Here is a 264-nt window from a genome sequence, read left to right as displayed (position 1 = left end):
GGCTAAAACAGTCAGGATGTTGGCTTAGAAGCAGCCATCATTTAAAGAAAGCGTAATAGCTCACTGATCGAGTCGTCCTGCGCGGAAGATGTAACGGGGCTAAGCCAGTCACCGAAGCTGCGGATATATGCTTGCATATATGGTAGGAGAGCGTTCTGTAAGCCTGCGAAGGTGTCTTGTAAAGGATGCTGGAGGTATCAGAAGTGCGAATGCTGACATGAGTAGCGATAATGGGAGTGAAAAGCTCCCACGCCGTAAGCCCAA

The 264-nt window shown here is 49.2% G+C and carries 1 rRNA gene; it reads left to right on the top strand.

Annotation, left to right across the window (positions count from 1 at the left end):
- A 23S ribosomal RNA gene (locus F0185_RS34240) occupies positions 1 to 264 on the top strand; the annotation flags it as partial.

Source organism: Massilia rubra (assembly GCF_011682065.1).
In the GTDB taxonomy this organism is placed as follows: Bacteria; Pseudomonadota; Gammaproteobacteria; order Burkholderiales; family Burkholderiaceae_D; genus Telluria_A; species Telluria_A rubra.
This window is presented reverse-complemented; position numbering and strand designations above follow the sequence as displayed.